The following is a 22,321-nucleotide window of genomic DNA, read 5'->3' on the forward strand; positions in this document are numbered from 1 at the left end:
GCAAGGACAGATGCCTCCCGCGATCCCCACCGACCTCGGCCCGATCGTCTCCTCCGGCCATCTCGCCTCGGGCGCGATGCCGGCGCTGTCGGAGTTCGAGTTCGCGCTGAGCATGACCGTCCACGCCTTCCAGCGCTGGACGGTGCGCGCCATGGCCGCCGCCGGGCTGCCCGACCTGTCCCCGCTCGACGTGCTGGTCCTGCACAACGTCAACCACCGCGGCAAGCCCAAGCGCCTCGCCGACATCTGCCTCGTCCTCAACATCGAGGACACGCATCTGGTGAACTATTCGCTCAAGAAGCTCGATCGGCTGAAGCTGATCAAGGCCGGACGCAAGGGCAAGGAGAAGACCGTGGCGGTGACGCAAGGGGGCGAGGACGCCTGCCTGCGCTACGCCCAGATCCGCGAGCAGCTTCTGGTCAGGCCGGTGCTGGGAACGGGCCTCGACCCGGCCGGCCTCTCGCGGATCGCCGCCGCGATGCGCTCGCTCTCGGGGCAATACGACCAGGCGGCGAGGGCCGCCGCGAGCCTGTAGCGGCGCTGCCGCCACTCAAACCCATGCCCATGGCCGCGCAAACCCGGTTGCGGATCGGTAAAGTCAGCATCGTCTGGTCTCCGATATGCGACGATACCAGCGCAGGCCGTAGACGACCGCCCCCTCGACAAGGATGAGAACGAGCGAGACCCACAGCCCGACCTCGACCGGATCGCTCGCCGTATCCCGCAGCGCGAAGCCGACCGCCAGAAAGACGAAGTTGTAGAGACCGATGCCAATGGCCGCCGCGATCAGGAACGTTGCGGTCGGGATGGCGAGCACGCCCGCCGGCAGAGCCAGGAATATCCGCGCGACCGGAATGGTCTGGCCGATCAGCGTGACCGCGAAGCTGTTCCTGCGATAGCTTCCGGCAAGTTGGGCGTAGGTATCGAGGCTGAAGAAGACGTATTGCCCGTATCTCGCGACGCCAGCCTGCACATGTCGCTCGCCCAGTACCCGGCCGATCGCGTACCAGGCCGCGGTCGCCGTGAAGGAACCCGCCACGGTGATGGCGAGAAAGGCGCTGAATTCGGTCTCTCCGGAAGCGGCGGTGCCAAACAGGATCAGCATGAGATAGGACGGAACGATCGGGGCGAATTTTTCCAGCAGGGCCATGACGAATACGCCCGGCAGCCCATAACCCAGCAGGATTGGCAGAATATCCGATGGGTCCATCGTATCGTTCTCCAGGGACTGGATAGATAGAATTTCGGGCGAAGGAGACCGGCGGGGATTATCGACGGCGGACCCCGGCAGAACTCATCGGCGAGAGCCGAACAGCCGCCGCACCACGGACATCAGCATCGGAAGCACGGCCAGAGCGACCATGCCCAACGCCCAGATGACGACGATCGCCGGCTTGGCGATCGGCTTGAGCAGCGCGACCGCCTGACCGGCGAGCCCGCCCATATCCAGCGTCTTGAGCGCTTCGCCCAAGGATTTGCCGCCGTAGTTCTCGATTGCGCCGCGACCGCCATCGACCAGCGCCGGCAGACCGGAGGTCAGCCATGTAAAGACGGGATCGGTCAACCAGTACGCGAACCAGGCAATCAGCGACCAGGCCACCATCGACATCAGCACGAAGACCCAGAGCAACCCCGACACCCGGCCCAAGATCCTTCCGCCGCCTTGCGCGACGCTGCTCCAGCCCAAAGCCGATGTCGACCGCCGCCGCTGCAGAGGAAGATGGTTCATGATGCTCTCCGTCGAACTGTCGCGTCCTCGCCGCAATGCGAGCCGGTCGCTCTGAAGGTAGGAACTCTAGCTACAGGAGGTTCAAGGGGCGGCGACTGCGGCTTCGTGATGCAGCGAAAGATTGCGTTCGCGCGCGCTCTGCGGCAGAACCTCGGCCGAACATTCCAGCCCCCCGCCCATGCCCGCCCGCAACGCCACCCTCGCCGGCATCGCCATGATGCTGCTCGGCATCCTTCTCTTCTCGCTTAACGACGTGATGGGGAAATGGCTGGTCGCGACCTATACCGTCGGCCAGTTGCTGCTGATCCGCAGCGCGGCCGCGCTCGCCGTGCTCGCGCCTTTCATCCTGCGCCAGGGTGTGATGCGGACGCTGAAGCCCGAGCGGCCGGGCCTGCAGGTGCTGCGGGCGCTGCTCGGCTCGGTCGAATCCGGACTGTTCTATCTTGCCGTGGTCTATCTGCCGCTCGCCGACACGATGACGCTGTGGATGGCCGCCCCGGTCTGGGTGGTCGTTCTGGCGGCGCTGATCCTGCGCGAAAAAGTCTCGACCGGCCGCTGGCTCGCAGTGCTGGCCGGCTTCGTCGGCGTGGTGGTGATGCTGGCGCCGAGCGGAGCGAGCCTGTCGATGCCGGCGCTGATCGCGCTGCTCGGCAGCGTGCTCTTCGCCGTTCTGATGATCGCGGGACGGTCGCTGCGCGGCACGCCGGACGTCACCCTGGTCGGCTGGCAGACCTTCGGGACGCTGCTGCTGGGCGCGGCCCTGATCCCGTTCGGCTGGGTGACGCCGACGCTGCTCGACGCCTGGCTGCTCGGTCTGCTCGGCATCGTCGCCATGATGGCGCATCTCTGCGTCACGCGCTCGCTCAAGCTGGCCGAGGCCTCCGTCGTCGTGCCCTATCAGTACACGCTGATCGTCTGGGCGCTGATCTTCGGCTGGCTCGTCTTCGGCGACTGGCCGACGCCGCGGATGCTGGCCGGCGCGGGCCTGATCGTCGCGGCGGGGCTGGCGCTGATCGTCATGGAACGGCGGGCTGCCGCGACCTGACCCGCGGGGCGGATGGCCGTTGCGCCGCGGCGACGCGCATCGGACACTGCGCCATGGCGCAAGCATCTCCGCAAGCCGATCTCCTGTGGTGGTCGGGCGTGGGCCTGGTCGGCCTCGTGATCGCCGCCTATGGCTTCGGCCTCGCGCCGCCGGCGCGCGAGAGGCTGACGGTGCTGACCCTCGAAGCGCCGCTGGATGTCCGCCGCGTCCTCGTCGAACAGGGCGGCAGGAATCCCGACAATTATTTCACCCAGCGCATCGCGGTCGAGCTGCCCGATCGGGGCCGCGTCACAGTCTCGCCCGCCACGCGCCACCTGATCCCGGAGATCGAGGAGCTCAAGCGTGGCGCGGTGCGCGTTCTGATCGAACCGATCGCGCGGGACATCTACGAGGCCGCCGTCGATGGGCGCGTCCTGCTGTCCTATGACACCGTCGCGGCGAGCCGGCGAAAGCGGAGCCGCTGGACCATGCTCGGTGGCGCGCTGGTGGCGGCCTTCGGGCTGTGGAGCGCGCTCGACAGCCGGCGCCGGGCGCGCGGGCCTGCCTGACCGATCCCGCTCAGTACAGCCGCGAGCGATAGGCCTCTTCCATGTTGGCCTCGCATTCGGCGACCTCGATCGCCTTGGTGTGCTCGGCGATGATCCGGCCCAGCGTCGGGAACCGCGCGCGCTCGACCTGGGCCGCCGGATCCCACAGCCTGGAGCGGATCAGCGCCTTGCCGCAATGGAAATGGACCGCGTCGATCTCGACCACGATCCCGGTCACCGGCGCGCGCTCCCGGAAGGTCGAGGGCGCGAGCAGGGCCGCGTCGCGCGTCACCCGGGCGCGCCCGTTGATCCTGAGCGTCTCGGTGATTCCCGGCACCATGAAGATCAGCCCGACGCCGGGCGACGCCAGGATGTTGGCGAAGGAATCGACCCGGTTGTTGCCGCGCCGGTCCGGGATCAGCAGGGTCTTGTCGTCGAGCACGCGCACGAAGCCCGGCGCATCGCCGCGCGGGCTGGCGTCGGCACGGCCGTCGCCATCCGCGCTCGCCAACACGAGGAAGGGCGAGAGCGCGATGAAATCCCGGCAGAAGCCGTCGAGCGCGGGCAGAACCTTTCGCGCGGCGAGCGGGTTCACCGTGCCGATATGGGCCCTGAGGCTGGCCTGATCGGCGATGCGGGCCTCGGGATCGTCGTAATCGATGCTCAACGAAGCCCTCCCCTCGCCTTTTCGACAGCGTGACGAACGGCGGGCCGAAATGCAACAGCGCCCCGCCACGGCGAGGCGGCGCCCTCCCGACGCCTTGACCCTCGCAGCCGCGCCCGCCATCGTGGCGCGACCGTCGTCCCCGCTGTCCGAGGCAATCATGATGCGCCGCGCCCTGCTGCGAACCACTCTTGCCGCAGCGTCCGCCGCGGTCTGCCTCGGCCTTCTGGCCCCGGCCGACGCCGCCACCCGCCGTCAGGTCCACCCGGCCGACATTGCCGAGAACCGCATCATCCCGATGTATGGCAACCTGCCGGGCTGCGAGGACCCTGCCGTGCTCGGCGAGATCACGAGTTGGTTCAACTCGCGCGAGGCCAGGTTCTGGGGCCCGCTCCAGGCCGTGGCCTATGACCAGGTCCGGCCGATCGGCTTCCGTCCACTCGGCGACGATTTCATCCCGCGCCGCTTCTGCACCGCGCGCATGGCGCTGAACGACGGCACGATCCATCGCGTCGACTATTCGGTGCGCGAGAAGCTCGGCCTGTTCGGCCTGACCTGGAACGTCAACTGGTGCGTCTCCGGCCTCGACCGGCACCGCACCTACGCGCCCGACTGCAAGATGGCCCGGCCCTGAACGACATGATCGCGATCGCGCGCGCCGCCCTGCTGCTGCTGGCGCTGGTTTTCGCTGGCGGGGCACAGGCGCAGCGCGGCGGCATGCCGGGCGAGTTCGATTTCTACGTGCTGGCGCTGTCCTGGTCGCCGGGCTTCTGCGAGCTCGATGGCGGGCGCGAACGCAACCGCGAACAATGCGGCGAGGGCGCGAATCTCGGCTTCGTCGTCCATGGTCTCTGGCCGCAATTCGAGCGCGGCTATCCGAGCGAATGCGGCCCGGCCGGGCGCACGCCATCGCGCATCGCGCTCGACCAGGCCAGGGGACTGTTCCCGAGCGAGGGGCTCGCCCGTTACCAATGGCGCAGGCATGGCGCCTGCGCCGGCACGAGCCCGAGCGACTACTTCGCCGACGTCCGCCGCGCCCGCGAGAAGGTGGTGATCCCGCCGCCCCTGGTTTCGCCGACGCGCGAGCAGAACTGGACCGCGATCGACCTGGAGCGCGCCTTCGTCGCCGCCAATCCCGGATTGCGCACCGACATGATGTCGGTCGCCTGCAAGAGCGGCGTGCTGCAGGAGGTCAGGATCTGCTTCAGCAAGGATCTGCGCAATTTCCGGACATGCGAGGAGGTCGATCGCTCCGGCTGCCGCACGCGCGGGATCACGGTGAACGCGCCGCGCTGACAGCCGCGCGCAAGCCACGTAAGAGCGGGCGATGAACTACCGCCACGGCTTCCATGCCGGAAACTTCGCCGACGTCCTCAAGCATGTCGTGCTGACACGCATCCTGGCGCATCTCAACGCCAAGAACACGCCCTATCGCATCGTCGACACCCATGCCGGCGCGGGACGCTACGATCTCGGCTCGGAGGAGGCGCTGCGGACCCATGAGTGGAAGGACGGCGTCGCGCGGATCGACCGCTCGCCGCTGGCGCCGGCGGTCGAGGCGATTCTCAAGCCGTGGCGCGACGCGCTGTCGGGCGCGCGGGCGCTTTACGGCCCCGACGCCTATCCCGGCTCGCCCTGGCTCTGCCGGCAGGCGATGCGGGCCGACGACCGGCTGATCGCGGCCGAACTCCATCCGCAGACCCACGGGAAGCTCGCCGCCGTACTCGGCCGCGATTCGCGCTGCAAGGCGCTGGCGATCGACGGCTGGAACGCCCTGCGCGGCAACGTCCCGCCCAGGGAGCGGCGCGGCCTCGTGCTGATCGATCCGCCCTTCGAGGAGAAGGAAGAGTTCGCCACGCTCGCGGCCGAGTTCATCGCCGCCCACCGCAAATGGCCGACGGGAATCTATGCGCTCTGGTATCCGGTCAAGGACCGCCGCGCGGCGGAAAACATGCTGGCGGCGATCATGGCGGCAGGCATCGGCAGGCTGCTGCGCCTCGAGATCGATGTCGACCGCCCGGAAGCGGCGGGCGGGCTGAGCGCGACCGGGCTGCTCGTGGTCAACCCGCCCTGGACGCTCACTGAGGAGGCACGCATTCTGCTGCCGGCCCTGACCGAACGGCTCGCGCAAGGCCCGCGCCCGCGCTACCTTTGCGAGCCGATCCGTCCGGACGGCTGATATCGCCTCCTGCCCTCTCCTGCCAAGGTCTTCAAAGCCGATGCTGATCCTGCGCTCCTCGCCCGCCTCTCCCTTCGGCCGCAAGGTCAAGATCGCCGCGGCCGTTCTCGGCCTGAGCGACCGGATCGAGATCGTCGCCGCCGACACCAACGACCCGTCCGAGCCGCTGCGCCAGCAGAACCCGCTCGGCAAGATCCCGACGCTGGTGCTGAAGGACGGCACGACGCTGTTCGATTCGCGCGTCATCGCGGAGTATCTCGACCATCTCGCCGGCGGGGACAGGATTTTCCCGGCGGGAGAGGCGCGCTTCGCCCAGCTTCGCCTGATGGCATTGGCCGACGGGCTCTGCGACGCCGCGCTGCTGCAGGTCTACGAGGTCCGCTTCCGTACCGAGGACAGCCGCAACGCCGCCTGGACCGCCAACCAGGCCGGCAAGGTCTCGCGCGCGCTGACCGCGCTCGAGGTCTCGCCGCCCCCGCTCGGCGATACGCCGCGGATCGGCGAGATCGCGCTCGCCTGCGCGCTCGGCTATCTCGACCTGCGCTTCGAGGGCAAATGGCGGGCGGAGTATCCCGCTCTCGTCGCCTGGCTCGACGCCTTCGCGGCGAAAGTGCCGGCGTTCGAGGCGACTCGCTTCAAGGGTTGAGGCGGATCGATCGGCACAACAGAAAACCCGGCGGCCGAGGCCACCGGGTTCGCAACATCCCCGATGGGGATGCGAGACTAGAACTTGTAGTTCAGGCCGGCGCGGACAACCGAGAAGTCGGTGCCGACCTTGGCGCCGGTCGTGCCGAACGGCGTGTTGATGCGCTCGCGCTCCAGATCGACATAGAGATATTCGATCTTGGCGGTGAGGTTGTTGGTGAAGGCGTATTCCAGGCCGGCGCCGATGGTGTAGCCGTACTGGGTGTTGTCGTCGCGGAACGCGAAGCCCGGGCCGACCAGCGAGGTCTTGACGTTGGCATAGGCGAAACCGCCGGTGACGTAAGGCAGGAACCGGTCGAAGGCATAGCCGACGCGACCGCGAACCGTGCCGAAGTAGTTCAACTCGTTGGTGGCGGTGAAGCCGCCGCCCGAAGCGCGGGCTCGCAGGTCAGAACCCTGGAAGTCGGCCTCGACGCCGACCACGATCTGGCCGAACTGATAGTTGTAGCCGACCTGACCGCCGCCGATGAACCCGTCCGGATCGCTGAACGTCGGCAGGACGCCGAAATTGGCAGAGTCGATGGTGCCGATGCCGTAGCCGGCGTTGGCGCCGACGTAGAAGCCGGTCCAGGTGAAGATGGGAGCATAGGCGATCGGCGCCATGACCGGGCCCTTGCGGGACGGCAGGTCGGCGGCGGTGGCGGCGCCAGCGGCGACGAGGCCGAGCGCGGCAACGCTCGCAAGCAGGTACTTCTTCATGTCAAACTCCTTGGTCGTCGCTGACGCCGGTTTCGACCGGCGGGTGGATATCGATGAGGCTGGTATAAGAGCAACCCCGCTCTTTGTCTGTTGCGCCGGAAGCACATCTGCCATGCGGACCGCGGCGGAAATGCGGCACGAATTGGGACGAGCAGGGCGAAACTGTCAAACTGCATTAACAATTGCTAAAGGACAAAAATTTGTTAAGTGAATACTAAGAAAACGCGGAACCCGTTGCTGGGATCGGGACATGTAACGCGCGCCCTGTCGTAAGGTTCCCGACCGATTTGAGTTTTATGGAGGAGCGCTTGCAGGCCCATGGGCCACGTGCTTAAGCCGGCTGGCCATTGGGCCGACAACGAGACGTGAGCGCGTGCCGCCTCTTTCGATCTTCATCATCACGCGCAACGAGGCCGACCGGATCGGCCGGACGATCGAGGCCGTCTCGAGCCTGAGCGACGACATCGTTGTGGTCGATTCAGGCTCGGACGACGGAACGCAGGCGATCGCGGCCGGCCTCGGCGCGCGCGTCATCGGCAATGGCTGGCCGGGCTACGGCCCGCAGAAGCGCTTCGCCGAAGACCAATGCCGCCACCCCTGGCTGCTCAATCTCGACGCCGACGAGGTCGTGCCGGAGGACCTCGCCGCCGAGATCGCCGCCCTGTTCGCGACGGGCGAACCCGCAGCGGAAGCCTATCGCCTGCGCATCGCCGAGATCTTTCCCGGCGAACAGGCGCCGCACCGCTTCGCCTATGCGCTGACGCCGGTCAGGCTCTACCGCAAGGACAAGGGCCGCTATTCGCCCTCGCCGGTGCATGACCGCGTCGACCTTACCCCCGGCGCCCGCGTCACGAAGCTGAAGGGTACGGTGCATCACTATTCGGTGCGCTCGCTCGGCGAGCAGATGGACAAGCTCAACGCCTATAGCGACGCGCAGGCGGACGACCTCGACAAGCGCGGCGCGACGCTCTCGGTGTTCCGGCTCGTCGCCGAGTTTCCGGCCAATTTCATCAAGGCCTATATCGGCCGCCGCCACGCGCTGCGCGGCGTCTATGGCTTCATGACCGCGATGAACTACGCCTTCTATCGCTATCTGCGCGTCGCCAAGCATTGGGAACGGCGGCTGCGGAAGCGCGGCCAGAAGGACGACCGGCCCAGGCCGACGGAGCCGCGCCAGGACTCGCATCATGACTGAGGTCGCGCTCGTCACCGGCGGCGCGCGCCGGATCGGGGCCGCGATCGTCGCCCGGCTTGCCGGGGCCGGCTACGCGGTCGCGATCCATTGCCTGGACTCGCGCGCGGAAGCGGAGACGCTGACGCACCGCCTGACCGCGAAAGGCGCGCACTGCGCCGTCGTCGCCGCCGATCTCGCCGACCCGGACGCGGTCGCCCGGCTCGTTCCGGCAGCGGAAGCGCTCCTCGGGCCGGTGACGCTGCTGGTCAACAACGCCTCCAGCTTCCTGCTCGACGACATCCGCGAGATCGACGTGGCGCGCTGGAACCGGCAGTTCTCGATCAATCTGCGCGCGCCCTCGGTGCTGGCGGGCGCGATGGCGAACCGCCTGCCCGCGGGGCGCGACGGCGCGATCGTCAACATCGTCGACCAGCGCGTCTGGAAGCTGACGCCGCAATATTACTCCTACACCCTGACCAAGGCGGCGCTGCTGACCGCGACGCAGACCATGGCGCAGGCGCTCAGCCCCCGCATCCGCGTCAACGCGGTCGGCCCCGGCCCGACCCTGCCCAATCCCTATGGCGGAGCGGGCGCGATGGAGGCCGAGATCGCCGGCACGCTGCTCGGCCGCAAGGTCGATGCGGCCGAGATCGCCGAGGCGGTGCTCTATCTGGCGCAGGCGCGCTCGGTCACCGGCCAGATGATCGCGGTCGACGCCGGCCAGCATCTCGGCTGGCGCACGCCCGATATCGTCGGATGAGCCGGCCTCAGACGGTCGCGTCGTCGCGATAGGCGGCGCGCCCGCTCGCCAGCGCGTCTTCGAGCAGCTCGAGCCGGTCCTGGCCCCAGAACACCTCGCCGTCGAGCACATAGCTTGGCGCCCCGAACACGCCGGCCGCGACCGCCTCGTTGATCGTCGCGGCATAGAGCTGGACCATGGCCTCGCTCCCGGCGGCCGCGAGCAGGGCCGCGCCGTTGAGGCCGGCGCGACAGGCGATCTCGGCGATCAGATCAGGCTGCGACAAATCCTCGTCGCGGGCCCAGACGCCGGCGAGCACATCGCCAACGAAGCGGGCGGGATCCCCACCCGCGGCGACGATCGCCAGCACGGTGCGGTCGGCCAGCGAGACGTCGAAGGGGAAATGCCGCGGATGGATCACCAGCGGCAGCCCGCGCCGCTCGCGCCAGCGCTGCAGTTCGAGAATGCGGTAGCGCTGCCGCACCGGATGGCGCTTGGGCAGAGGCAGGCCGCCGGTCTCGTCGAACACCATGCGCAGCGGCGTCGGCTTGTAGGAGACCGTGCAGCCATGCCGCTTCGCGGTGTCGACGAAGGTCTCGTGGCCGAGATAGGTCCAGGGCGAAAGCAGGGTGAAGTAGTAGTCGATCTGGCGGGGCATGGCGGGACTCGGGAGGCGGGGACGACATCGGGGCATGGCCGCGGAGTTGGAGCAAGCGCGAGATGCTGATCGGCGACATCAGCCAGAGATGGCGTATACCAAATCTTGGTAACGGGAGGTTGGGTGGGCAAGAACACGTCGATAGCACTCAGCGATCATTTCGTCGCATTCATCGACGGCGAGGTCGAGAAGGGCCGCTACGGCTCGGCAAGCGATGTCGTCCGCGCCGGATTGCGCCTGCTGGACGAGCACGAGGCGCGAATTTCAGCGTTGCGCGCGGCATTGGACGCAGGCGAAGCGAGTGGCTTCGATGAAGAGTTTGACCTCGATGCCTTCATCGAAGAGGAAGCCGGCAAGACCGAGCCAAGCCTTTGAAGCGCTATATCCTGAGCCGCCTGGCCATCGCAGATTTGCGAGAGATATCGCGTTACCCAGCTCGCGAATGGGGACGGAGAAGGGCGGACGACTATCTTCTGGACATTCGCCAGACCCTCGAACGTTTGGCGGCGACGCCTGGAATCGGTATGTCGTGCGACGACATCAAACCGGGTCATCGCCGTCACGTCGTCGGGTCTCACAGCGTGTTCCACCGCGTGGCAGCCAATCGAATCGAGACCGTCCGTATCCTCCACCAAAGCATGGATGTCGGCCGACACCTGTTCCGACAACTCAACCCAGCACGATCGCCGAGATCAGGCGGCCGTAATCGGGTTCGCCGCGATGGGTCGCGCGGCGGTAGCTGAAGAAGCGCCGCTCGTCGCCATAGGTGCACAAGGCGAGATCGACGAAGCGGCCGATTCCCGCCTCCTGCGCCCGGAAGCCGATGAAGGCCGGCAGGTCGAACATCGCATGGGCCGGCCGCTCCGAGGCCGTGAAGAAGCGCGTGAAGGTCGCGTTCTCGGACTTGAAGCGCTCGACGAATTCCGGCCCGACCTCGTAGGCCGCCGCGCTGATCGTCGGACCGAGCACGGCGAGGATGCGCTCGCGCCGCGCGCCGAGTTTTTCCATCGCGGTCACGGTCGCGCCGACGACGCCGGAAACCGCGCCCTTCCAGCCGGAATGGGCCGCCCCGATCACCCGCGCCTCGCTGTCGGAAAACAGGATCGGCCCGCAATCGGCGCTGGAGACGCCGAGCGCGACGCCGGACGCCGCGGAAACCATCGCGTCGGCCTTGGGCCGCTCGCCCTGCCAAGGGCCGGTGACGATCTCCACATCGGCCGAATGCACCTGATAGAGGCTGATCAGGTTTTCGGGCTCGACCGAAAGATGCCGCGCCATGCGGGCGCGGTTCTCGGCGATGGCGGCCTTGTCGTCCGCGGAGCCGAGCCCGCCGTTCAGGGAAGCGTGGATTCCCGTCGAGACGCCGCCTTGCCGCGTGAAGAAGGCGTGGCGGATGCCGGGCTCGGCGGCGAGGTCGGGCGATTCGATGAACATGCGGATGGTCCGTTGGAAAGCTCAGCCCTGCTCTGGCAGTCGATGAAGGTCAAATCCGGGCAGCGGCGGCAGGCCGGGATGAGATAGCGCCAGAACCTTGAACAACCGGCCCATGCCGGTCTCGCCGGGCGCGGTCAGGCGGTCGAAGGCGGCGGCGACGGCCTGTGCTTGGGCGGGCGTCGCCTTGACCGAGAGCGTCCGCGCCCGTTCGGCTAGACCGAGCGCCAGCAGAAAATCGCGCTGGGTCGCTGGACCATGGCAGACCGCGCCCGCCTTCAGGCCAGCCTGCGCCATCCGGGCGAAATCGACATGGACGGTGAGGTCGGCTTCGCCCGGATCGGCGAAAGGATCGACGAAGGCATGCTTCCGCATCGCCTGAAGGGTGTCGCCGACGCCTGATTGGGCAGGGCCGTAGTCGATGAGGAGCGCGGCGCCGCCGGAATGGGCGAGATGGCCGGCGATGGACGAGACGATGTCGAGGGCGGTTTGAGGGTGTTCGAAAATGGAACCGATAGGCGCTACCCGTCCCCTTCCGCCCGCTTGCGGTGGGGAAGGACCAGGGATGGGGGGGCGTGCAGGACGTGGCTCGACGCCAGCCGCTTCATGTCGGCCTGGACTCTCCCCCCCACCCCGGCCCTTCCCATCGCAAGCGGGGGGAGGGAGAAAAGCCGCTTCATGTGCCAGCCCGAACGCCAACTCCCCCGTAGCATCGAGCCCGACCAGCCGCTCGCGCCAGCCTTGCTCAGTCATCACGAACTGGTCGACAGGCAGCGCGTCCAAAAACTCGTTGGCGACGAGGATGACCGGGCCATGGAGCGCGGTCTGGACCGTGTCGTGCCAGATCGGCTCGGCCTTGCCGGACAGCGTCTTCGCCTGCGCCCCGCGCAGCACCGGGCTGGTCTCGACCAGATGGACCGAGAGCGCCTCGCGGAACCCCGGCAGGATCTTCGCCGCACGCAGCATGTCGACCATCAGGGTGCCGCGGCCCGGCCCGAGCTCGACGAGACGGACCGCGTTGGGCGATCCCATCGCCTGCCAGACGCTGGCCGCCCAGAGCCCGATCAGCTCGCCGAAGATCTGGCTGATCTCGGGGGCGGTGGTGAAATCGCCGGCCGCCCCGAAGGGATCGCGCGTCATGTAGTAGCCATGGCGCGGGTGGCCGAGGCACAGCGCCATGTAGCGCGAGATCGACAGCGGCCCCTCGTCCCGGATCAGCGCGACGAGCTCGGCCTTCAGCGCGCTCACGCCGCCATCCGCCGCGCGCGCAGCACGAGGAACAACCCGGCCGCGAACAAGGGCAGCGACAGCACCATGCCCATGGTGACGCCGCCCGAGAGCGCGTCGACGCCGCGGCCGAACAGGAAGCCGAGCTGCGGATCGGGCTCGCGGAAGAATTCGCAGACGATGCGCGCTGTCGCATAGCCCATGCCGAAGACGCCGGCGACGAGGCCAGGCCGCTTCAGCCCGCCGGCGCGGACCAGCAGCGCCAGCAGCACGAACAGGATCAGCCCCTCGCCCAACGCCTCGTAGAGCTGGCTCGGATGGCGCGGCAACGGTCCGGCATTTGGGAAGACCATCGCCCAGGGGACGGACGGCGCCGGCCGGCCCCAGAGTTCGGCATTGATGAAGTTGGCGATGCGGCCGAGGAAGAGGCCGATCGGCACCACCGTCGCCGCCAGATCGAACACCGACAGCGGCGGGTAGCCGCGCCGTCGCGCGAACAGCCACAGGCCGAGCGCCGCGCCGACGAGCCCGCCATGGAACGACATGCCGCCCTGCCAGATCGCGATGATGTCTTGTGGCCGCGCGAGATAGCGCGAAAGATCGTAGAACAGCACGAAGCCGAGTCGCCCGCCGAGCACGACGCCGAGCGCCACGAACAGCAGCATGTCGTCGAGCTCTTCGGGCTTCGGCCGCGCCCGCCCGCCCCACAGGCTCTCCGCCACGACCAGCCGACGCGCATACCACCAGCCGCCGATCAGGCCTGCGACATAGGCGAGTCCATACCATTTCACCGCGAACGGCCCGAGCGAGACCGCGACCGGGTCGATCACCGGAAAGGGGAGGACGAAGACGGGCATGGGCGGGGTCCGGTTACGGGGAAACGGTGATGGGCGTTAGCGGCCTACTGGGTCAAGTCCGACTCGGGCCTGACGCCAATCCAATTGAAAGCATTACTGTAATTATGATAGCATTGCTTTCAATGAGGAGGCAGGCGCATCATGGCTTCGGTCACTGTCAGACAGCTTTCCGACGAGACCCATCGGGCGCTCAAGGTCCGGGCGGCGCGCCGTGGGCGCAGCACGGAAGCGGAAATCCGCCACATCCTGGATGCTGCCGTCAACCCGCCAGATCGCGTCAGGCTCGGCTCGCTGCTCGCACAGATCGGCCGGGAGACCGGCGGCTTCGAAACCAGAGGCCTTCGCGACAAATCGATTTCCGAGCCGGTGAGCTTCGAGTGATCCTGCTGGACACGGACGTCGTTTCGGAAGCGTCGAAACCGGGCGGAGATGCGAATGTCAGGGCTTGGCTCGATGCGCAGGCCGCGGCGACCCTATACCTCTCGACGATAACCGTGACGGAACTCCTCTTGAGTGTCGCGATCCTGCCGGACGGACGACGCAAGAGCGCGCTGGAAGAAAACCTGCGTCACCTCGTCCTGCCGTTCTTCGAGGGACGCATCCTGCTTTTCGACACGCCCGCCGCCGAGGCCTACGCCCGGCTTCGAGCGCGCCGCCGGGCGACCGGTAAAGCCATCGCGACGGCCGACGGCTACATCGCGGCGATCGCCATGGCGCATGGTCTCGCGGTGGCGACGCGCGACACAGGCCCCTTCGCCGCGGCTGGCCTGTCCGTCATCGACCCGTGGTCGGCGTCAGTCTGACAACGCCGTGACTGCGAGACGACACGCGTATCTCTTCACGCGGCCGCTGGCCTCTTCGCGCCCTGGGTCGTGAGATAGATCGCATAAAGCGAGGTCGTGCCGCAGATGAAGAGGCGGTTGCGCTTGGGGCCGCCGAAACAGACATTCGCCACGACCTCCGGCACGCGGATCCGGCCGATCATGGCGCCGTCCGGCGCATAGCAATGCACGCCGTTGCCGGCGCTGGTCCAGATGTTGCCGTGGATGTCGATGCGCAGGCCGTCGAACAGGCCGAAGCTCGAGACGGCGAAGACCTCGCCGCCCGACAGGCCGAGGCCGTCGGGACCGAGCCGGAACCGGCGGATATGGCGCGGGCCGTCGGGCAGGTGCGTGGCGCCGGTATCGGCAATGTAGAGCAGGCTCTCGTCGGGCGAGAAGGCGAGGCCGTTGGGCTGGACGAAATCGGTCGCCATCGCCGCGATCGCCCCGGTCTCGGGTTCGAGCCGGTAGACATGGCGCGCGCCGATCTCGGAGGCGGCGGCGTCGCCCTCGTATTCGCTGTCGATGCCGTAGCTCGGGTCGGTGAACCAGATCGAGCCGTCCGACTTGACCACGGCGTCGTTGGGCGAGTTCAGCCGTCTGCCCTCGACATGCGAAACCAGGACCGTGCGCGAGCCGTCCGGCTCGGTACGCGAGACGCAGCGCCCGCGATGCTCGCAGGAGATCAGCCGGCCCTCGCGGTCCATGGTGTGGCCGTTTGTGTTGAAGGCGGGGGCGCGGAAGACCGAGACCGAGCCGTCGGTTTCGTCCCAGCGCATCATCCGGTCGTTGGGGATGTCGGACCAGACGAGATAGCGCCCGGCCGGAAAATAGGCCGGGCCTTCGGCCCAGCGGCATCCGGTGAACAGCTTTTCGAGATGGACGTTTCCCGGAGCATAGGCGCGGAAGCGGTCGTCGAGGACTTCGAAACTGTCGGTCAGCATGGGTTCGTCCCTGTCGGCGTGGGTCTCTTTGGGCCGTCGTCGGCCGAGGCCGCTTTCCTTGCGGGCCTGGCGGTCGGCGAGCTGGGTCGTGCGGTGGACGCGGGCGAGAGACGCTCCATTGCGGCGGCGGCCGCATCGGCGTCGCGCCGCTCCAGCGCCTCGACGATACGGCGGTGGTCGAGCCAGCTGCGCCGGACCGCGCCCGGCATCAGCAAGGCGCGGCGGCGCAGATCGAGCGCATAGCCGTAGACCTCGGTCAGGAAGTCGCAGAGCAGGCGGTTGCCGCCCGCCTCGTAGAGCGTTGCGTGGAATTCCCGGTCGGAGATCTGAAAGGCGACGGGATCGAGGTGCATCGCCGCCTGCGCGTCGACGAGCTGGCGCAGGCGGGCGAGGTCTGCCGGCAAGCTGCGAGGCGGCCATGCGCGTCACCGCGATCTCGACGACGATGCGCCCGCCATGGATCCCGTCGGCCCGATAGGCATTGACGGCGTTCGAGGCCGGCTCGACCAGCCAGGCGCCACGCGGCGCGATGCGGCTGCGTGCGCCCTGCGCGATCTCGATCATGTTGAGAGCGGCCAATCCCTGCAGCGCGCTGCGCAAGGTCTCGCGGCTGACGCCGAGCGTGGCGGCGAGGTCGCGCTCGCTCGGCAGTTGGTCGCCCTCGCGCAGCAGGCCCGAGCCGACCATGGCGCGCAGCTTCTCGGCGATGCTGTCGCCGATCGTGCGCTTCGACAGCTTGGTCCTGAAGTCGGTGAAGGGCTTCTGCACGGTCGCTCGGCCTCGTTGTCAGCGCGTCTGGCGTTGCGACAGCAGGCGCTCCGCCAGAACGGCCGAGATGATGATCAGGCCGATCGCCGTTCCCTGCCAGAACTGCGAGACGCCCATCAGGTTCGGTCCGTTGCGGATCATCACCATGATCACGACGCCGAGCAAGGTGCCGATCACCGAGCCGCGCCCGCCATAAAGGCTGGCGCCGCGATCACCACGTTCGCGATCGCGTCGAGCTCCATCAGGTTGCCGGCCAGCGGATCGACCGAGAGAACCTGGCCGATCGTCAGCAGCATGGCGACCGCCGTGAGCGTGCCGGACACGACATAGGGCGGGATCGCGAAGAAGGTGACGTCGAGCCCGGCGGCGCGCGCCGCGTCGCGGTTCGGGGCTTGCTTCCCGGATGAGCGTCTCTGGCGCGGTCGGGCGGGATCACCCGCGCCGGCGAGGCAAATCGCCGAAGAGCGCTTTGCCGGGCGGCCACCGTCATGATGAACCGGGGCGCTCATCATGGCTGGGAAGCTGGCGGCACAGGTGGCGAACGCGGGGGCGCGAGAGCGCAATGGTCGCGCCGGCCCCGAATGATTGAACTCTCTCGTGACGCCGAAGCATCGACCACCTACATGCATGCCATGAGTCGCGAACGCCCAGACGCACCCACCGACGACGAGATCGAGGACGAGGAGGACGCCCTTCCCTCGCCCCCGCCCGATCTCGGCGAGGCCGCGCCCGGCGCGCTGAAGGCCGGCATCGGGGTCATCGCCGGCTTCGCCAGGCACCTGCCCGGAAAACCCGGCGTCTACCGCATGTTCGATCGCGCCGGCGAGGTGCTCTATGTCGGCAAGGCCAAGAACCTGAAGAACCGGGTGACGGCCTATGCGCGCGGCATGGCACACACCAACGCCGTCGCCCGGATGATCGCCGAGACGGCGAATATGGAATTCGTCACCACCGGCACCGAGACCGAGGCGCTGCTGCTCGAATCCAACCTCATCAAGCAGCTCAGGCCGCGCTACAACGTGCTGCTGCGCGACGACAAGTCGTTCCCCTACATCCTGCTCAGCGGCGACCATGACGCCCCGCAGATAGCCAAGCATCGCGGCTCGCGGCAGCGCAAGGGCGACTATTACGGCCCCTTCGCCTCGGTCTGGGCGGTGAAGCGCACCATCGACGCGCTTCAGAAGGCTTTCCTGCTGCGCTCCTGCACCGACAGTTTTTACGAGAACCGGACGCGGCCCTGCCTGCTCTTCCAGATCAAGCGCTGTGCCGGCCCCTGCACCGGCGAAATCAGCATTCCCGACTATCAGGCGCTCGCCGGCCAGGCGCGCGATTTCCTCGCCGGGCGCGCCTCGGGCGTGAAGCAATTGCTCTCGGCCCGGATGCAGGCGGCCGCCGAGGAACTCGAATTCGAGAAGGCGGCGCGCTATCGCGACCGGCTCGCGGCGCTGTCTGCCGTGCAGGCCGGGCAGGACATCAACACCCAAGGCGTCGAGGAGGCGGACGTCTTCGCCATCGACGAGCAGGCCGGCCAGTTCTGCGTCCAGCTCTTCTTCTTCCGCAACAAGCAGAACTGGGGCAACCGGGCGCTGTTTCCGCGCGCCGACCGCTCGCTGACGCCGGCCGAGGTGCTGGCTTCGGTCGTGGCGCAGTTCTACGACGACAAGCCGCCGCCGCGCCTCGTGCTGCTCTCCCACAAGGTCGAGGAGACCGAGCTGATCGCGGCCGCTCTGTCGGCGCGGGCCGGCCGCAAGGTCGAGGTCGCCTCGCCCCTGCGCGGCGAGAAGGCCGACCTCGTCGAGCATGCGCGCAAGAACGCCAGGGAGGCGCTGTCGCGCAAGCTCGCCGACAATGCCGGCCAGCAATCGCTGCTGGCGGCGCTGGGGGCTGCCTTCGACACGACCAGGCCCCCGCGCCGGGTCGAGGTCTACGACAACTCGCACATCATGGGCGCCAATGCCGTCGGCGGCATGATCGTCGCCGGCAAGGACGGTTTCATGAAGAGCCACTACCGCACCTTCAACATCTCGACCGGGACCATCGCCGGCGACGATTTCGGCATGATGCGCGAGGTGCTGCAGCGGCGGTTCGCGCGGCTGGCGAAGGAGGGCGGGGCAACCTCGACAGGTCCCCTTCCCCCCGCTTGCGGTGGGGAAGGGCCAGGGATGGGGGGGCTGGACGAGAACGCACCGACCGTCCCGCCAAGCGGCATGCCCCCCCACCCGACCTTCCCGACCGCAAGCGGGGGGAGGGCTAGCGCTCTTCCGCCTGAAGCCGAGCCCGACGACGCCGCCTTTCCCTCCCGCCCCGACCTCGTCATCGTCGACGGCGGCAAGGGCCAGTTCGAGGCGGCGCGCAAGATCATGGCCGAGTGCGGCGCGGGCGACATCCCGCTCGTCGCCATCGCCAAGGGGGCGGACCGCAACGCCATGCGCGAGACCTTCCATATGGCGGGCAAGGAGCCGTTCAAGCTGCCGCCGCGCGATCCGGCGCTCTACTTCATCCAGCGCCTGCGCGACGAGGCGCACCGCTTCGCCATCGGCGCCCACCGGGCCAGGCGCAAGAAGGACACGATGACGAACCCGCTCGACGAGATCGCCGGCATCGGCCCCTCGCGCAAGCGCGCGCTGCTTTTGCATTTCGGAACGGTGAAGGCGATCCAGCGCGCCAGGCTCGAGGACCTGATGCGCGCGCCCGGCGTCAACGCGGCGACCGCCAAGGCCGTGCACGACCATTTCCACGAGGGCTGAGCCTATTTGTCCCGGTCGCATCATTGCGTGTTGACGCTGCCGCGAAGGCGCTGTTCTGGTGAGCCCGTGACGAGTCTGACGGACGCCATTCGCAGGCGCGGCCCCTGGTCGCTGCCGAACCTCCTGACCTATGGACGGATTCTCGCGATTCCGGCCTTGGTCGGCCTGCTGTTCTGGCCCAGGGACGACTGGGTGCGCTGGATCGCGCTGGCGGTCTATGTCGTCGCCGCCGTGACCGACTATCTCGACGGCTGGATCGCACGGGCCTGGAGCCAGCAATCGGCGATCGGCCGCATGCTCGATCCGATCGCCGACAAGCTGCTCGTCTGCGCGCTGCTGCTGATGCTGGTCCATACCGAGACGATCAAGGGCTGGGCGATCTGGGCCGCGATCGTGATCCTGTGCCGCGAGATCCTGGTCTCCGGCCTGCGCGAATTCCTGGCCGAGCTGAAGGTCAGCGTGCCGGTCTCGAAGGTGGCGAAATGGAAGACGGCGGCGCAGTTGCTGGCGCTCGGCTTCCTCGTCGCCGGGCCCGCCGGCGACAAGGTGCTGCCGGGCAACACGACGATCGGCATCGCCATGCTCTGGATCGCGGCCGGGCTGACGCTCTACACCGGCTGGGACTATTTCAACGCCGGCATCCGCCATCTCGTCGAGGAGGACGAGCGCCAGCCATGAGTTCGGAAACGATCACCGGCACGCGCGCGATCAAGCTCGTCTATTTCGCCTGGGTGCGCGAGCGCGTCGGCGTCGCCGAGGAGCAGGTGACGCTGCCGGGCGGCATCGCGACGATCGCGGAGCTCGTGCGCTGGCTGAAAGGCCGCGACGAGGGCTACGAGGCCGCCTTCGCCAACGAGGCGATCGTGCGCGCCGCGATCGACCACGAGCATGTCAGGCCGGACGCGAGCATCGCCGGCGCGAGCGAGATCGCCTTCTTCCCGCCGATGACGGGGGGATGAGCCCATGCGCGACCACCCATGTCATTCCGGGACTTCGCAAAGCGAAGAACCCGGAACCCACGACCGGGTCAGTCCGTCGAACCCGGTCCATCATCCGCACCCCGTCGTGGGTTCCGGGTTCGCGCCTCCGGCGCGCCCCGGAATGACATAGGGTGGTCATGACCCCTCTCATCCGCATCCAGCGCGAGGATGTCGATCTCGCCGCCGAGGTCGCGGCCCTGACCGCCGGGCGCGGCGACATCGGCGCGGTGGTGACTTTCGCCGGGCTCTGCCGCGACGAGGGCGGCCGCCTCGCGGCGCTGGAGCTGGAGCATTATGCCGGCATGGCCGAGGCCGAGATCGGCCGCGCCGCCGGCGAGGCCGCCAGGCGCTGGCCGCTGCGCGGGCTCGTCGCGGTCCACCGCTACGGTTTGATCAGGCCGGGCGAGCAGATCGTGCTCGTCGTCGCCGCCTCCTCCCACCGCAGGGCCGCTTTCGAGGCGGCCGAGTTCCTGATGGACTATCTCAAGACCCGCGCCCCGTTCTGGAAGCGCGAGCATCTGCTGGACGGCACGACCGGCGCGTGGGTCGAGGCGAAGGACGCCGACGACGCGGCGGCGGCGCGCTGGGAAGCCGGACGATGAGGCGTTGGCCGGGTCTGGTGCTGGCGACGACTTGCAAGCCCGGCCGGCGCTGATCGATCGGCTATTGCACGGTAACGGCCATCGAACCGCTCAGGGTGACTTGCTCGCCAGTTTTCGTCTTGCCCGATCCCGTGAGGGAGAAGCTGTCTTGCCCAGAGAATCCAGCCTTTGGCGTATACACAAAAGTATTGCCCTTGGTTGTGACGCGGCCATTTGCAGGAGGGCTGGACACGCTGAGGCTGCTCACGGGTAATCGGGCATCAGGATCGACCCATATCTGAGCGCTGCACCCCTTCTTGCCTTTGGCCATGGTAATCGTGCCGCTCCCGCTTCCACGTGACCAGCCACGTCCGGGGTTGGCGCTGCATGCCTCTGCTACGCCGGCCCCAGCGAGATGAATGCGACAGCAACCGTGCAAAACAACAACTTCCGATCGTGCCGAGTATGAATCATTATAGCCTCCGTTACCGAACCATTACGCATCCATCCGGTATGCTGTCAAGCAATCAACTGGCGTCCATTTTCCATCCTTCTGGAGAACCTTATGAGAATATGCCTCCTACTCGTCGCGGCTTGTCTGGCCGCCTAGCCTGCAGCGGCACGGCGCGGCCAACGAAATTCCAAGGGCGGGATCAGGGAGCAATGCCGGCGGGAGGCGCGATTGGCTGTCAAGAACGGCCGCGGCGGCCGGGGGCATGGACCGGGACGCCATGCGCTTGGCACGTCGGGAATATGCCCGAGAATGTCGGGAGACATCTCGCGGGAGGTCGTGAACGGCCATAGCCCGGCGGCCCCGTTGCGAGCGCGCGGCCAAGTTCGGCAGGAAGGCCCTCAGACCGAACCGCCGGAGCCATTTGCCATCCGACCGGCCGCAAACTGGGGGAGGTGGATGCCCGGCGCCAGGCCGGGCATGACGACGACTGGATCGCGACGCGACTACGCCGCCTTCTTCCCCGGCCGCACCGCGTCGGAATAATCCTCCATGATCACCTTGCCCATATTGCCCGTGATGAAGGAGTAGGGGCCGATCTCGGAGACCAGCGTCACCTCGGCCGCCGAGCCGGTGATGAAGCATTCCGAGAAGCCTTCCAGCTCTTCCGGCCTGATCCGGCGCTCGACCACCTCGAAGCCGCGCTGGCGGCAGAGATCGATCACCGACTGGCGGGTCAGCCCGTTGAGGAAGCGGTCTGCGAGCGGGGTGTGGATCACGCCGTCCTTGATGAAGAAGATGTTGGCGCCGGTGCATTCGGCGACGCTGCCTTCCCAGTCGAGCATCATCGCATCGGCATAGCCGGCGCGTTCCGCCTTGTGCTTGGAGAGCGAGCAGATCATGTAGAGCCCCGCGGCCTTGGCATGGACCGGCGCGCAGGCCGGGTCCGGCCGGCGGTATTCGGCGACGTCGAGCCGCACGCCCTTCAGCTTCTGGGCCATGTCGAACATGCTCGGCCACTCCCATACCGCGATCGCGGTATGGATGGTGTTGTTCATGCCGGACACCGCCATCATCTCCGAGCCGCGCCATGCGACAGGGCGGATATAGGCGTCCTTCAGCCCGTTCTTCTCAAGGCAGAGCTGCTTGGCGGCGTCGAGCTCGGCGACCGAATACGGAATCGTGAAATCCATGATCTCGGCGCTCTTGTGGAAGCGCCTCGAATGCTCGGCGCCCTTGTAGATCACGCCGTCATAGGCGCGCTCGCCCTCGAACACGCAGGAGCCGTAATGCAGGCCATGGGTGAGCACGTGCACCTTGGCGTCCTTCCACGGCACGAGCTTGCCGTCGAACCAGATCACGCCGTCGCGCTGGTCGAAGGGAATGACTGACATG

General features: G+C 67.8%; 31 protein-coding genes and 1 pseudogene. 17 read left to right on the plus strand and 15 right to left on the minus strand.

The window, feature by feature from the left end:
* Positions 1–10 precede the first annotated feature (10 nt).
* Positions 11–535, plus strand: coding sequence for a winged helix DNA-binding protein (locus tag AC1RRW_RS00200; protein ID WP_492898008.1), 525 nt, complete (start codon positions 11–13; stop codon positions 533–535).
* Between the two features lie 63 nt (positions 536–598).
* Here the strand turns inward: AC1RRW_RS00200 and AC1RRW_RS00205 are convergent, their stop codons facing one another.
* Positions 599–1,210 (minus strand): DedA family protein, encoded by a 612-nt coding sequence (locus AC1RRW_RS00205; RefSeq protein ID WP_492898010.1) that lies wholly within the window; start codon positions 1,208–1,210, stop codon positions 599–601.
* Between the two features lie 84 nt (positions 1,211–1,294).
* Positions 1,295–1,729, minus strand: a complete 435-nt coding sequence (locus tag AC1RRW_RS00210; RefSeq protein ID WP_492898012.1) for a hypothetical protein — start codon at positions 1,727–1,729, stop codon at positions 1,295–1,297.
* A gap of 178 nt (positions 1,730–1,907) precedes the next feature.
* Here AC1RRW_RS00210 and AC1RRW_RS00215 point away from each other — a divergent pair, with 178 nt between their 5' ends.
* Entirely contained in the window at positions 1,908–2,774 is an 867-nt protein-coding gene (locus AC1RRW_RS00215; protein WP_492898014.1) for a DMT family transporter, read from the plus strand.
* 53 nt (positions 2,775–2,827) lie between these two features.
* On the plus strand, positions 2,828–3,322 hold the full coding sequence (locus AC1RRW_RS00220; RefSeq protein ID WP_492898016.1) for a hypothetical protein: 495 nt from the start codon (positions 2,828–2,830) through the stop codon (positions 3,320–3,322).
* A gap of 10 nt (positions 3,323–3,332) precedes the next feature.
* Here AC1RRW_RS00220 and AC1RRW_RS00225 read toward each other — a convergent pair whose 3' ends face one another.
* The gene (locus AC1RRW_RS00225; protein ID WP_492899012.1) at positions 3,333–3,962 is read right to left on the minus strand and encodes a pyridoxamine 5'-phosphate oxidase family protein; all 630 of its coding nucleotides are present in this window, start codon (positions 3,960–3,962) and stop codon (positions 3,333–3,335) included.
* 163 nt (positions 3,963–4,125) lie between these two features.
* Here AC1RRW_RS00225 and AC1RRW_RS00230 point away from each other — a divergent pair, with 163 nt between their 5' ends.
* Genes AC1RRW_RS00230 through AC1RRW_RS00245 form a run of 4 tightly spaced genes read left to right on the plus strand, consistent with a single transcriptional unit; the run spans position 4,126 to position 6,790 of the window.
* Complete coding sequence (locus AC1RRW_RS00230) at positions 4,126–4,599, plus strand: hypothetical protein (RefSeq protein ID WP_492898018.1); 474 nt, start codon at positions 4,126–4,128, stop codon at positions 4,597–4,599.
* Positions 4,600–4,604: 5 nt separating this feature from the next.
* On the plus strand, positions 4,605–5,261 hold the full coding sequence (locus AC1RRW_RS00235) for a ribonuclease T2 family protein (protein WP_492898020.1): 657 nt from the start codon (positions 4,605–4,607) through the stop codon (positions 5,259–5,261).
* A gap of 31 nt (positions 5,262–5,292) precedes the next feature.
* Complete coding sequence (locus AC1RRW_RS00240) at positions 5,293–6,144, plus strand: 23S rRNA (adenine(2030)-N(6))-methyltransferase RlmJ (RefSeq protein WP_492898022.1); 852 nt, start codon at positions 5,293–5,295, stop codon at positions 6,142–6,144.
* A 40-nt stretch (positions 6,145–6,184) separates the two neighbouring features.
* Positions 6,185–6,790 (plus strand): glutathione S-transferase family protein, encoded by a 606-nt coding sequence (locus AC1RRW_RS00245; RefSeq protein WP_492898024.1) that lies wholly within the window; start codon positions 6,185–6,187, stop codon positions 6,788–6,790.
* A gap of 77 nt (positions 6,791–6,867) precedes the next feature.
* On the opposite strand, the gene AC1RRW_RS00250 is transcribed toward AC1RRW_RS00245, so the two are convergent.
* Positions 6,868–7,548, minus strand: a complete 681-nt coding sequence (locus AC1RRW_RS00250; protein ID WP_492898026.1) for an outer membrane protein — start codon at positions 7,546–7,548, stop codon at positions 6,868–6,870.
* Between the two features lie 373 nt (positions 7,549–7,921).
* Here AC1RRW_RS00250 and AC1RRW_RS00255 point away from each other — a divergent pair, with 373 nt between their 5' ends.
* Together AC1RRW_RS00255 and AC1RRW_RS00260 are read left to right on the plus strand one after the other, a co-directional pair.
* Positions 7,922–8,743 carry a glycosyltransferase family 2 protein gene (locus AC1RRW_RS00255; RefSeq protein ID WP_492898028.1) on the plus strand — a complete coding sequence of 274 codons (822 nt, stop codon included), beginning with the start codon at positions 7,922–7,924 and terminating at the stop codon, positions 8,741–8,743.
* Entirely contained in the window at positions 8,736–9,482 is a 747-nt protein-coding gene (locus AC1RRW_RS00260) for an SDR family oxidoreductase (protein ID WP_492898030.1), read from the plus strand. The genes AC1RRW_RS00255 and AC1RRW_RS00260 overlap by 8 nt, the downstream gene beginning before the upstream one ends.
* Positions 9,483–9,489: 7 nt before the next feature.
* Here the strand turns inward: AC1RRW_RS00260 and AC1RRW_RS00265 are convergent, their stop codons facing one another.
* Entirely contained in the window at positions 9,490–10,119 is a 630-nt protein-coding gene (locus tag AC1RRW_RS00265; RefSeq protein ID WP_492898032.1) for a 2-hydroxychromene-2-carboxylate isomerase, read from the minus strand.
* A gap of 123 nt (positions 10,120–10,242) precedes the next feature.
* Here AC1RRW_RS00265 and AC1RRW_RS00270 point away from each other — a divergent pair, with 123 nt between their 5' ends.
* Together AC1RRW_RS00270 and AC1RRW_RS00275 are read left to right on the plus strand one after the other, a co-directional pair.
* Positions 10,243–10,494 (plus strand): type II toxin-antitoxin system ParD family antitoxin, encoded by a 252-nt coding sequence (locus AC1RRW_RS00270; RefSeq protein WP_492898034.1) that lies wholly within the window; start codon positions 10,243–10,245, stop codon positions 10,492–10,494.
* The gene (locus AC1RRW_RS00275; RefSeq protein ID WP_492898036.1) at positions 10,491–10,862 is read left to right on the plus strand and encodes a type II toxin-antitoxin system RelE/ParE family toxin; all 372 of its coding nucleotides are present in this window, start codon (positions 10,491–10,493) and stop codon (positions 10,860–10,862) included. Before AC1RRW_RS00270 ends, AC1RRW_RS00275 begins: the two co-directional genes overlap by 4 nt.
* Here the strand turns inward: AC1RRW_RS00275 and pgeF are convergent.
* From pgeF to lgt, 3 genes are read right to left on the minus strand one after another with little or no spacing between them, the layout of a single operon-like run.
* The gene (gene pgeF, locus AC1RRW_RS00280; protein ID WP_492898038.1) at positions 10,789–11,553 is read right to left on the minus strand and encodes a peptidoglycan editing factor PgeF; all 765 of its coding nucleotides are present in this window, start codon (positions 11,551–11,553) and stop codon (positions 10,789–10,791) included. The genes AC1RRW_RS00275 and pgeF overlap by 74 nt on opposite strands.
* 21 nt (positions 11,554–11,574) lie before the next feature.
* The gene (locus AC1RRW_RS00285) at positions 11,575–12,798 is read right to left on the minus strand and encodes a class I SAM-dependent methyltransferase (protein ID WP_492898040.1); all 1,224 of its coding nucleotides are present in this window, start codon (positions 12,796–12,798) and stop codon (positions 11,575–11,577) included.
* Positions 12,795–13,634: a prolipoprotein diacylglyceryl transferase gene (gene lgt / locus AC1RRW_RS00290; RefSeq protein WP_492898042.1), complete on the minus strand. Its 840-nt coding sequence runs from the start codon at positions 13,632–13,634 to the stop codon at positions 12,795–12,797. Before lgt ends, AC1RRW_RS00285 begins: the two co-directional genes overlap by 4 nt.
* A 141-nt stretch (positions 13,635–13,775) precedes the next feature.
* Here lgt and AC1RRW_RS00295 point away from each other — a divergent pair, with 141 nt between their 5' ends.
* Both AC1RRW_RS00295 and AC1RRW_RS00300 read left to right on the plus strand, forming a co-directional pair.
* Positions 13,776–14,015: a FitA-like ribbon-helix-helix domain-containing protein gene (locus AC1RRW_RS00295; RefSeq protein WP_492898044.1), complete on the plus strand. Its 240-nt coding sequence runs from the start codon at positions 13,776–13,778 to the stop codon at positions 14,013–14,015.
* A complete protein-coding gene (locus AC1RRW_RS00300) occupies positions 14,012–14,437 on the plus strand; it encodes a type II toxin-antitoxin system VapC family toxin (RefSeq protein WP_492898047.1) in 426 nt (141 codons plus the stop codon). Before AC1RRW_RS00295 ends, AC1RRW_RS00300 begins: the two co-directional genes overlap by 4 nt.
* Before the next feature lie 35 nt (positions 14,438–14,472).
* Here the strand turns inward: AC1RRW_RS00300 and AC1RRW_RS00305 are convergent, their stop codons facing one another.
* From AC1RRW_RS00305 to AC1RRW_RS00325, 5 genes and pseudogenes are all read right to left on the minus strand, one after another.
* Positions 14,473–15,399: an SMP-30/gluconolactonase/LRE family protein gene (locus AC1RRW_RS00305; RefSeq protein WP_492899014.1), complete on the minus strand. Its 927-nt coding sequence runs from the start codon at positions 15,397–15,399 to the stop codon at positions 14,473–14,475.
* Positions 15,393–15,803 (minus strand): FadR/GntR family transcriptional regulator, encoded by a 411-nt coding sequence (locus tag AC1RRW_RS00310; RefSeq protein WP_492899016.1) that lies wholly within the window; start codon positions 15,801–15,803, stop codon positions 15,393–15,395. Before AC1RRW_RS00310 ends, AC1RRW_RS00305 begins: the two co-directional genes overlap by 7 nt.
* A gap of 142 nt (positions 15,804–15,945) precedes the next feature.
* Positions 15,946–16,167: pseudogene (locus AC1RRW_RS00315) on the minus strand (winged helix-turn-helix domain-containing protein); the annotation flags it as partial.
* Positions 16,168–16,185: 18 nt separating this feature from the next.
* Positions 16,186–16,344 (minus strand): hypothetical protein, encoded by a 159-nt coding sequence (locus tag AC1RRW_RS00320; protein WP_492898049.1) that lies wholly within the window; start codon positions 16,342–16,344, stop codon positions 16,186–16,188.
* On the minus strand, positions 16,341–16,463 hold the full coding sequence (locus AC1RRW_RS00325; RefSeq protein ID WP_492898051.1) for a hypothetical protein: 123 nt from the start codon (positions 16,461–16,463) through the stop codon (positions 16,341–16,343). Before AC1RRW_RS00325 ends, AC1RRW_RS00320 begins: the two co-directional genes overlap by 4 nt.
* Positions 16,464–16,799: 336 nt before the next feature.
* Between AC1RRW_RS00325 and uvrC the strand changes: the two genes are divergently transcribed.
* From uvrC to AC1RRW_RS00345, 4 genes are all read left to right on the plus strand, one after another.
* A complete protein-coding gene (gene uvrC / locus AC1RRW_RS00330) occupies positions 16,800–18,914 on the plus strand; it encodes an excinuclease ABC subunit UvrC (protein WP_492898053.1) in 2,115 nt (704 codons plus the stop codon).
* Between the two features lie 66 nt (positions 18,915–18,980).
* Positions 18,981–19,592: a CDP-diacylglycerol--glycerol-3-phosphate 3-phosphatidyltransferase gene (pgsA, locus tag AC1RRW_RS00335; RefSeq protein WP_492898055.1), complete on the plus strand. Its 612-nt coding sequence runs from the start codon at positions 18,981–18,983 to the stop codon at positions 19,590–19,592.
* Between the two features lie 29 nt (positions 19,593–19,621).
* Positions 19,622–19,873, plus strand: a complete 252-nt coding sequence (gene moaD / locus AC1RRW_RS00340; RefSeq protein WP_492899018.1) for a molybdopterin converting factor subunit 1 — start codon at positions 19,622–19,624, stop codon at positions 19,871–19,873.
* 158 nt (positions 19,874–20,031) lie between these two features.
* Positions 20,032–20,496, plus strand: coding sequence for a molybdenum cofactor biosynthesis protein MoaE (locus tag AC1RRW_RS00345; protein ID WP_492898057.1), 465 nt, complete (start codon positions 20,032–20,034; stop codon positions 20,494–20,496).
* Between the two features lie 61 nt (positions 20,497–20,557).
* Here AC1RRW_RS00345 and AC1RRW_RS00350 read toward each other — a convergent pair whose 3' ends face one another.
* Positions 20,558–20,806 carry an Ig-like domain-containing protein gene (locus AC1RRW_RS00350; RefSeq protein WP_492898059.1) on the minus strand — a complete coding sequence of 83 codons (249 nt, stop codon included), beginning with the start codon at positions 20,804–20,806 and terminating at the stop codon, positions 20,558–20,560.
* Positions 20,807–21,432: 626 nt separating this feature from the next.
* On the minus strand, positions 21,433–22,320 hold the full coding sequence (locus AC1RRW_RS00355; protein WP_492898061.1) for a branched-chain amino acid aminotransferase: 888 nt from the start codon (positions 22,318–22,320) through the stop codon (positions 21,433–21,435).
* Between the last annotated feature and the right edge of the window lies 1 nt (position 22,321).

The organism is Allobosea sp. GW821-FHT12C12 (genome assembly GCF_058807355.1).

Excerpts from the sequence above, each read along its gene's own strand:
- AC1RRW_RS00260 (WP_492898030.1), top strand. The coding sequence starts at position 8,736 with ATGACTGAGGTCGCGCTCGTCACCGGCGGCGCGCGCCGGATCGGGGCC.
- AC1RRW_RS00345 (WP_492898057.1), top strand. The coding sequence starts at position 20,032 with ATGACCCCTCTCATCCGCATCCAGCGCGAGGATGTCGATCTCGCCGCC.
- AC1RRW_RS00220 (WP_492898016.1), top strand. The coding sequence starts at position 2,828 with ATGGCGCAAGCATCTCCGCAAGCCGATCTCCTGTGGTGGTCGGGCGTG.
- AC1RRW_RS00350 (WP_492898059.1), bottom strand. The coding sequence starts at position 20,806 with ATGGCCAAAGGCAAGAAGGGGTGCAGCGCTCAGATATGGGTCGATCCT.
- AC1RRW_RS00355 (WP_492898061.1), bottom strand. The coding sequence starts at position 22,320 with ATGTCAGTCATTCCCTTCGACCAGCGCGACGGCGTGATCTGGTTCGAC.
- AC1RRW_RS00305 (WP_492899014.1), bottom strand. The coding sequence starts at position 15,399 with ATGCTGACCGACAGTTTCGAAGTCCTCGACGACCGCTTCCGCGCCTAT.
- uvrC (WP_492898053.1), top strand. The coding sequence starts at position 16,800 with ATGAGTCGCGAACGCCCAGACGCACCCACCGACGACGAGATCGAGGAC.
- AC1RRW_RS00215 (WP_492898014.1), top strand. The coding sequence starts at position 1,908 with ATGCCCGCCCGCAACGCCACCCTCGCCGGCATCGCCATGATGCTGCTC.
- AC1RRW_RS00325 (WP_492898051.1), bottom strand. The coding sequence starts at position 16,463 with ATGCTGCTGACGATCGGCCAGGTTCTCTCGGTCGATCCGCTGGCCGGC.
- lgt (WP_492898042.1), bottom strand. The coding sequence starts at position 13,634 with ATGCCCGTCTTCGTCCTCCCCTTTCCGGTGATCGACCCGGTCGCGGTC.
- AC1RRW_RS00250 (WP_492898026.1), bottom strand. The coding sequence starts at position 7,548 with ATGAAGAAGTACCTGCTTGCGAGCGTTGCCGCGCTCGGCCTCGTCGCC.
- AC1RRW_RS00240 (WP_492898022.1), top strand. The coding sequence starts at position 5,293 with ATGAACTACCGCCACGGCTTCCATGCCGGAAACTTCGCCGACGTCCTC.
- AC1RRW_RS00230 (WP_492898018.1), top strand. The coding sequence starts at position 4,126 with ATGATGCGCCGCGCCCTGCTGCGAACCACTCTTGCCGCAGCGTCCGCC.
- AC1RRW_RS00235 (WP_492898020.1), top strand. The coding sequence starts at position 4,605 with ATGATCGCGATCGCGCGCGCCGCCCTGCTGCTGCTGGCGCTGGTTTTC.
- AC1RRW_RS00210 (WP_492898012.1), bottom strand. The coding sequence starts at position 1,729 with ATGAACCATCTTCCTCTGCAGCGGCGGCGGTCGACATCGGCTTTGGGC.
- pgeF (WP_492898038.1), bottom strand. The coding sequence starts at position 11,553 with ATGTTCATCGAATCGCCCGACCTCGCCGCCGAGCCCGGCATCCGCCAC.
- AC1RRW_RS00205 (WP_492898010.1), bottom strand. The coding sequence starts at position 1,210 with ATGGACCCATCGGATATTCTGCCAATCCTGCTGGGTTATGGGCTGCCG.
- AC1RRW_RS00245 (WP_492898024.1), top strand. The coding sequence starts at position 6,185 with ATGCTGATCCTGCGCTCCTCGCCCGCCTCTCCCTTCGGCCGCAAGGTC.
- AC1RRW_RS00265 (WP_492898032.1), bottom strand. The coding sequence starts at position 10,119 with ATGCCCCGCCAGATCGACTACTACTTCACCCTGCTTTCGCCCTGGACC.
- AC1RRW_RS00200 (WP_492898008.1), top strand. The coding sequence starts at position 11 with ATGCCTCCCGCGATCCCCACCGACCTCGGCCCGATCGTCTCCTCCGGC.
- AC1RRW_RS00295 (WP_492898044.1), top strand. The coding sequence starts at position 13,776 with ATGGCTTCGGTCACTGTCAGACAGCTTTCCGACGAGACCCATCGGGCG.